This window comes from Candidatus Schmidhempelia bombi str. Bimp, assembly GCF_000471645.3.
Classification (GTDB): domain Bacteria; phylum Pseudomonadota; class Gammaproteobacteria; order Enterobacterales; family Orbaceae; genus Utexia; species Utexia bombi.
On the sequence record NZ_AWGA01000069.1, the window covers coordinates 1 to 9,590 of the forward strand.

Consider the following 9,590-nt stretch of genomic DNA (forward strand, 5'->3'; position numbering starts at 1 on the left):
CGCCAATAAAATTATTGCCGCCCCTTTTGCCATTATTGGCTCGATTGGCGTCGTGGCGCAAATGCCTAATTTTCACCGGTTGTTAAAGAAAAATGATATTGATATTGAATTAGAAACGGCGGGGGAATACAAACGCACACTCACGATGTTTGGTGAAAACACCCCAGAAGGGCGACAAAAATTCAAACAGGAATTAGAAGAAGTTCATCATCTATTTAAGGACTTTGTTAAGCAAAATCGCCCTAATTTAGATATTGAACACGTCGCAACAGGTGAACATTGGTTTGCTACTCAAGCCAAAGACAAGGGGCTAGTCGATGAAATTGGGACCAGTGATGATATTATTCTCGCCCATATTCATGACTATAAAATCCTCTCAGTCACCTATCGACGCCATAAAAAATGGACAGATCGCTTATCTAAGCGCATCGTACAAGGAGTCGAACGGCTATTTTATCGCTCACAACTACTGAAATAGCACTAAAAAATTAAAGGGGGATGTGCTTAAACATGCCCCCTTTGGGGTTAATTATGAAAAATTAAATGACTCTCTTTTGATGACTAAAACATCGCCATGCTAAACCTGAATTGATGGATTGATTGCGTTATCAGACACACACTTTACATAATATTATCAATACCAACACTATAAAGTCAGTTCTTATAATAAAAAATTTAGTTTTGTCTGATTCAATGAGATAGGACAATCACTAGCTTATCAAAAAACATAAAAATCAGTCTTTGATAATTTTTATATCGCTAGCCACTTAATTTTTATCATCCACATCAGCTTGATACTCGCTTACCAAGCTCGGGTTGAGTCCAAATTTGCCTAAAATCACAAATTAAATACGCTAAACACTTACACCTATACTAAAAACATTAATGTTAACTAAATAATTTTTATACATCAAATAAATTAATTTTTTAACTAACCAAAACAAAGTTGAGAAAAATAATTATTTTTTTGATTTTATTAAAAAAATTATTTTTAAGTTATTACTTATATGTCTCTATTTTACTAATCCATCCTGACTGCATTAAAAATAACGTAAAAATAAAAAAAGTTAAATTAAAAAAATGTAATGGAAATGTAAATATTTTATCATTAGAATAGTCCGCCTTTTCAAAAGACGGTAAATAAATAATGAATATAAAAAAAATCCGCCCTTTTTTACTTATGGTAGCGAGCAGCTTATTAGGCATCACTACAACATACGCCAATACGAGGGTTGAGGTATCCCAGAAGCTTAATGATCAACAGCTACTTCACCAACAAGAGAGACAACGAGCACTTGAATCACAACTCACGTCCCCTGATAAAGCGGTGCGTTTATTGGATTCGCCCCTACCTCGTCAACAACTCGATTTTCCACATGAAGTGGTCTGCTTTGTGATTAAAAAAGTTATATTAACCGATAGAGAAGCAATACCATTAACCATACCCCTCTATACACTAGCTCGACAAGCTGAAGGGCGTTGCCTTGGCTCAGAAGGGGTTAATTTACTGATGAGTCAATTACAAAATCAGCTAATTAATTATGGTTACATCACAACACGTATCGTTGCTCCGCCACAAGACTTAACGACAGGTACACTCACCCTACATATTGCTAAAGGTATAGTCAGTGCCCTACGTTATAAACAGGGTAGCCATATCTACGCCAACTTAAAAAACGCTATGCCGGTTAACGTAGGTCAACTGCTTAACTTACGTGATATTGAGCAAGGACTGGAAAATTTACAGCGTTTACCAACCGTAAGCGCAGAAATGGAATTAATTCCAGGCGAAAATCCAGGAGAAAGCGATATTGTGATTACCCGCAGTCAAAGCAAATACTGGCGTGTTGGTGTTTCACTTGATGACTCTGGATCGCGCGGCACCGGACGCTATCAAGGCGGATTCACCCTCTATCTAGACAATCCATTTCAATTAAGCGATAGTTTTTACGTATCCGGTGGACGTGAACTTGATGGAGCTAGCGATCGTTATGGCACACAAAACTTCTTAATCCACTACTCTATTCCTATTGGTTACTGGCAATTTAGTACAACTGTCAGTGGTAATAAATACTACCAAACCGTAGCCGGTATCCCCGCTAATTATCAATATAGTGGACGTAGTCGCAATTTAAACTTTCAGCTCAGCCGAGTACTACACCGCAACGAAAGCCAAAAAACCACCTTAACTTATGGGGTAACACTACGTCGTTCACACAACTACATTGATGACAGTGAAATTGATATTCAACAACGAAAAACAACCAGTTGGCAGCTAGGCTTACAACATCGTCACTACTTGGGGCAAAATACCTTAGATTTAGGTATTCAATATCAAAAAGGCGTACGTTGGTTTGGGGCATTAGCTGCGCCAGAAGAATTTATTAATGAAGCCACCGCCCTATCAGAACTATTCCGTTATAACGTAAGCGTAAACGTCCCATTCTCGATCCAAGACAAATCCTTACGCTATAACGTTGACTTACAAGGACAACACACACGCCGCGGTAATCTTACCCCACAAGAACGTTTCGCCATTGGTGGACGTTGGAGTGTCCGCGGATTTGATGGTGAATTAACGCTGGCAGCGGATCGTGGTTTCTATGTTCGCCAAGAAGTGGCATTAACCATGGATCCACATCGAGAAACCTATTTAGGTCTCGATTACGGTCAAGTCTATGGATCAGCCTCAGAATTACTACTGGGCCATCATCTAAGCGGGGCAGCACTGGGGGTGCGCGGTTCATTACTGGGCGTCAACTATGATGCCTTTGCTGCCATACCCATTTATAAACCCGACTTGCTTAAAACCGATAGGGTTACATTTGGATTTAATCTTAACTGGAGTTATTAACACGCTAACCAACATCATCAAGGCGAGCCAATACCTTACTCGCCTTAAATAGAAAATGGTACCGATAATAGCACACTAAAAACTGTTAAATACGTATTAATATCAACCTATTAATACCAAACAATAACCAATAACAATTTTAATACAAAGCCATGGCGATCGACATCAATACCAACAGCCATGGCAAATAGCACATAGCGTGCACACATAAAAGGATAACAACAATGAACAAACACTTTTATCGCGTTATTTTTAGCCGAGTCAGGGGCATGTTACTGGTCGTCGCCGAAATAGCTGGCGGACACTCAAGGAGTGGTGGTGGCCGTGCCAAACGTGCCACATCTGCGGTCAGTCAACTGGTTAACGTGCACCCCTGCTGGTGGCAAGTCGTGACGGCGCTAGGGCTAGTTAGTATCCTACTGCCAGCCCAAGCCACCACTATCCGCGTTGATAGCAACGCCACACAGCAACAACGACCAACGGTCATAGAATCGGCCAATGGCAGCGTACAAGTCAATATTCAGACCCCGAACGGGCGCGGCTTATCACACAATAAATACCGCCAATTTGACGTCTCCAACAAAGGGGTCATTTTAAATAATAGCCACCAATCCTCATTAACTGAACAAGCGGGCTATATCAAGGGCAACGAATTTTTAGCAAAAACCGGCGGGGCAAAAATCATCCTCAACGAAGTAAACAGCCGTGACCCAAGTAAGCTCAAAGGTTATATAGAAGTTGCAGGACAAAAGGCACAAGTCGTGATAGCCAATGCGGCCGGAATCAGCTGTGATGGTTGCGGGTTTATTAATGCTGGACGCGCGACCCTCACCACAGGGGAGCCTATAATCAAAAATGGTCAATTAACTGGTTATCAAGTTCAGCAAGGTACCATTGCCATAGAAGGGCGTGGATTAGATAGTCGCCGCTCAGATTACACCGATATCATCGCCCGTACCGTAGCCGTCAATGCTGGGGTGCATGCGCAAGCCTTAACGGTTGTCACTGGACAAAATCAGGTTAGTCAAGACACCAAGCAAATTCAAGCCACGGCAAAAAACAACATGGATGAGCCACAAGTGGCGCTTGATGTTGCCGCGCTGGGCGGTATGTATGCGGGTAAAATTCGACTAATAGGCACCGAAGGTGGTGTTGGCGTACGCAACCAAGGGCAACTTGGGGCTAGCGCGGGCAGTATTGTGATTAGCAGCACAGGTAAAATTGAAAACCACGCCCAAATACAAGCCGCAGATAATATTGAACTAAACAGCCAGCAAACGGTCAGCAACCATAAACAAATATATGCTAAAGGAGCGCTATCGATTGATGCTAAACAGGCAATAACCAATCAGGGTACTATCGTTGCTGGACAGGACTTATCATTAAGTAGTCAACGGATCACCAACCAAAAGCAAGCCGTCATCGCCGCGGGAATCGATAACCAAGGCAAGCTAACCGACCAAGGTCAGATGAATATCACCGCGCAGACTGCGACCTTACAGGGACAACAATTAGCCGGTGGGCATTTAACTATCACCACTCAAGACCAATTAAACTTGGCTGGCAGTCAAACGCAAGCGGGACAACTAACGCTACAAAGTGGCGAATTAAATACTGATAAAGCGGTGATGAAGGTCAACGGCAACACCAGCATAACCAGTCAAGACTGGACACACCAACAAGCCAGCTTAACCAGTGATGGACAACTCACCATCAAGGCAGAGCAGATTAACCATCGAGATAGTACGCTGTTAGGCAATGGCGTAACGATAAAAGGCAAAGCATTATCTGGTGATGGCAAATTGCTATCAACAGGCGACATGGATATCGGCGTTAAAGAGAGCTTAACCAATCAAAGTGCTATTTTAGCCGAAGGAAAGCTAGCGATTCATACAGACAAGCACTTAATCAACAACCAACAAATCATTGGTAACCAAGGTGCAACGCTCACAGCGCAAACATTAACCAACCAAGCCGGCGCCGAAATCAACAGTGGCAACACCCAATTAACCATCGACACCCATATCACTAATCGGGGATTAATTGACGGTAATCAAGTTATCATCAACACCGATAGACTAGATAACCTTGGTACCGGTCGATTATATGGCGATGATATTCGGATAGGGGCACAGCAACTGAATAATCTGGCCGAAGGTGATAACGCCGCGGTTATTGCCGCCAGAGAGAGTCTAGCTCTGGGGGTTAAACAGCTCGACAACCGTGGTCACGCAGAGCTACGCAGCCTAGGTTGGCTACATATTGGCGGAAGACTAACCGAAAATCACCAAATTACAGGACGAGCGCAACAAATCAACAACCACTCAGCAAAAATAGAAGCGAGTGACGATATACTGCTACAAGTTGACGAATTAAACAACATCAACGACGACCTACAAACTGAGTTGGTCAAAATAGGGGAAGCAAAATTCCATAAATATAGTCATATAGGCTCGACAAAGCGCTACGATGTTAAAGAGGTGCGCATTAAGCCCGTGACAAATGGCAAGAATAACTACCTTGATTTAGTGACGCCAGACGGACGGGTTGCGCATGAATTTAACGAATACCAATACACCGAAAGCTACTACGAAACCCAAATTACCCACAGTGAACCGGGAGAGATTATCGCTGGTGGCAATCTCACTATCCAAGGCAATAACGTTGAAAACCACGACAGTAAACTGATTGCTGGTAAACGGGTAACGATAGAGGCGGCATTAAACAACGTATCAACGCAAGGCATACAAAAAACGGTAACGCAGGGTAAATATATCTATCACTACCGGAAAAAAAGTAAAGGTAAATCAGGGCGGAAAAGGTACTATCATGAAACGCGACAGCAAGGCTACCACCCTGCGGATATTATCACCGTTATCGACTTACAAGCGGGCAAAATTATTGAAAAAGCGCAGGTCACAGTGGGCGCAGCGCCAGATAAAAACAAGCCAACCCAGATAGGCAGCATTAGCACGGTCAAGCCCAATACCACTATACCGAGCAGCAGCCTACATCAAATCAACAAAAACCCAGACAGTCACCATCTGATTGAAACAGACCCGCGTTTTACGGACCGCAAAAAGTGGTTAGGCAGTGACTACCTATTAACCCAACTAAAACAAGACCCAAATAACGTACAAAAACGGTTAGGGGATGGCTACTACGAACAACAACTTATCCGAGAACAGATAACCGCCTTAACTGGACAGCGCAATCTACCGGGCTACCAAGGTGATATGGCGCAATACAAACAGCTGATGGACAACGCGGTCAATTTTGCTGAGCGCTACCCACTTAAGATAGGGGTCGCCTTAACAGCCGAGCAGATGCAAGCTCTCACCAACGACATCGTCTGGCTAGTGAGTGAAAAAGTGACACTGGCAGATGGCTCAGAGCACGAAGTACTGGTCCCGCAGCTATATCTGGTCAACCGCCCACAGGTGGCGAGTGGTGGCGCGTTAATTGCTGGACAAACGGTGACAATACACAGCGATAACGCTATCACCAATACTGGGGTTATCCACGCCAAGCAAGATATGGCGCTAGTAGGAGAGCACATCCTAAACAAAGGCACAATGCTAGCGGACAAGGTCTCCTTAGAGGCGATGGAATCGATAACCAACCATGGCACCGTGCAAGGCAAACAGCGCGTAGCATTAAATGCGGGTAAAGATATTGACCTAATCTCCAGCACCCGCACCCAACAAAACCACAGCACTGGACACAACCTGCACACCAACATCGAGCGAGTGGCGGCAATACAGAGCACGCAAGGGGATATCATCCTAACTGCCGGTCGTGATATTCACGCCAATGCTGCGCATATCGCCAGTCAAGGCGAACAAGGAAGCATAACCCTCAATGCGGGACAAAACCTCACATTAGGCACGGCAGCTATCCGCGACCAACAGCAAAATATTCTTGACAGCGACAACTACCGCAAGACCGATATCAGGCAACAGATAGGCAGTGAAATCAGTGCCAAAGGCAAGATTGAGCTAACGGCAGGGCAACAGCTAAGCAGTCAAGCGGCCACGATATCGACCGACAACCAACTGAACTTAAAGGCACAAGACATCACGCTCAGCAGTGCAGCAAACCGTGAGCAGTTATCGGCCAACAGCAAAATCACCAGTAAAGGCTTATTAAGCAAAAGCACCACCATCACCCACAATGAAGTGGACAACCAATGGCAGAGTGGCAGTTCGCTAGTAGGGGGAACCATCAACATACAGGCGGACAATAATCTTCAAGTCAGCGGTAGTCAGGTCGTAGGTCGACAAGACACCGTATTAAAGGCGGGGGGAGATATCACCATTGATGCAGCCAAAGAGCAATACTACAACGAGCAGTATAAACAGACTAAAAAATCGGGCTTAATGAGCAGTGGCGGAATAGGCTTTACCATCGGCAGTCTCAATGAACAGCAAAAGACCAAACAAAGCGACATCGAATACCTTGGGTCCACTATCGGCAGCAGCGAAGGTCGAGTGACGATAGAGAGTGGTAACACCACCACCGTGCGCGGCAGTGAAATCATTGCTAAGCAGGATATCAACCTCACCGCCAGTGAAGTCAACATACAATCCTTAGACAGCCGTAGCCACTATCAAGAACACTATGAACGAGAAAAAACCGGTCTAACTGTTGCCGTGACGGGCACAGTGGCGGAGCTTTACGAAGCGGCACAAGCGGTCAAACAGGCTAGGGAGCGGGGAAATCGAGACATAGCCGCCTTAACGGAGATTAAAGCGGGGCTAACGGGCATAAATGCCGCACTAGACGGAATGGGCAGTCTAGATGAGGTCAATGCGACCAACAGCAGTGCCTCCATCGGCGTTAGCGCGACGGTAGGGACCGAACGCACCGAACGTGAAATAAACGAAACCCACCATCAAGTGCACAGTGCAGGGGTATCGGCGGGCAACAACATCCACATCACCGCGACAGGCAACCAAACAGGGCAAGGTAATATCAAGGTCACCGGCAGCACCATTCAAGCGGGTAACGACATCGACTTAAAAGCCAACAACGACCTTCATCTTACTGGCGATGTCAACACCCAGCATCGAGACCGTGACGAACGGCAGACAAGTGCCGGTGTTGGGGTAGGCATAAGTATAGGTAAAGAGACCCACTTAGCGATAAAAGGCAATGCTAGCTTTAGCCGTGAACGAGAAAATCAAGATGGCTCTGCTTGGACAGAAAGTATCATCAAAGCGGACAACAACCTCACCATTGAAACGGGTCATGATATGACGGTCAAAGGCGGGCAGTTAAAAGGGGAACAAATTAAGGCCAATATTGGGCACGACCTCCACCTCGAATCGCTCCAAGACAGTGACAACTACGACTACGACAAACTAAAAGGGGCGGTAAGTGGCAGTTATGGCGTTGGCAGTGGCGGAATAAGTGGCGAGATAAACCTAGGCAAAACCGACATGCACAGCCAGTGGGCAAGTGTCACCGACCAATCGGGCATCTTTGCAGGAAAAGAAGGCTTTGATATCAAAGTAGGACACCACACCGACTTAACAGGCGCCGTCATCGCCTCAGAAGCCAAAGACAGCAGTAAAAACCGACTTAATACGGGCACTATTGGCTTTAGTGACATAGAAAACAAAGCGGATTATAAAGTCAACCACGACGCGATAAATGCCGGAACCAGCGGGGTAAGTGGCAGCCGTTACCACACTAGTGGACATGCCAACAGCACCACCAAATCAGCGGTTGAGCAAGGCGAGCTTATCATCAACAACACTGAAGGACAAAAACAAGACATCAACCAACTCAGCCGTGACACGGCCAATGCCCATCACACGCTAGACACCATCTTTGACAAAGACAAGCACCAAACCAACATTGACAAAACCGAGCTAATAACAGAAGTCGCCAAACAGGCGAAGCAAGTGGCGGATAAGGTAGGGCGAACGTATGCCCAACATCAAATCAAACAGCAAGGAGGACCAAGTCAAAAAGACCTAGAACAAGCTCGACAACAACTCCCTGCCGATGCCAGCGAACAACAAATTGCCCAAAAGGCGATGGACATCGCCATCAACCGCCAAAGCCAAACTGGCATGGGCAGCCAAGTCAACAAAGCGATAGATGCGGCCAGCTCAATTATCAGCGGCATAATCAGTGGCAATATAGCGGGCGGAATATCAGGGGCACTGGCACCAGAAATCGCGACCATCATCAAACAGCACACTGGACACCAAAACCCAGAAACGGGCGAATGGCAAACCGACGCGCTCACCAACACCGTTGCGCACGCAATACTTGGCGGCGTAATGGCACAGCTCCAAGGCAGCAATGCTCTAGCGGGAGCAACGGGGGCGGCGGTAGGTGAAAACGCGGCCGACATCATCAGCCACATCCTCTACCCAACCAAAGCGCTGCATGAACTATCGCCGGATGAAAAAGAGCAAGTCAGCGGCATAGCCAGTATTGCGGGTGCCATGACCGGCGCAATTGTTGGCGGCGGAGAAAGCATAGCCGATGCAGTCGCGGGCGGAATGGCGAGTAAAAATGCGGTGGAGAATAATTACTTGATTTTACGCATTGGTTGGCAATTAATTAAACCAAGTGAATTAGCCTCAGGTATGCTCCCTGTCACTCCCGAGTTTATCGCTTCTGCGATATTGGCAAAAAACGCGGGTATTGATATAGATAAAGCCAAAGAGTTTATAAATGGCTTAACACCAGAACAAATGATGGCGCTAAATAGCTTAGG

Annotated in this window: 3 protein-coding genes; all 3 read left to right on the top strand. The window is 45.8% G+C overall.

Features of this window, described 5'->3' with window-relative positions:
• The coding region (locus O970_RS07765) for a S49 family peptidase (RefSeq protein WP_024496550.1) at positions 1-478 on the top strand (478 nt) is incomplete at its 5' end.
• A gap of 669 nt (positions 479-1,147) precedes the next feature.
• Positions 1,148-2,854, top strand: a complete 1,707-nt coding sequence (locus tag O970_RS07770) for a ShlB/FhaC/HecB family hemolysin secretion/activation protein (protein ID WP_051318618.1) — start codon at positions 1,148-1,150, stop codon at positions 2,852-2,854.
• Positions 2,855-3,078: 224 nt separating this feature from the next.
• The coding region (locus O970_RS07775; RefSeq protein WP_024496552.1) for a two-partner secretion domain-containing protein at positions 3,079-9,590 on the top strand (6,512 nt) is incomplete at its 3' end.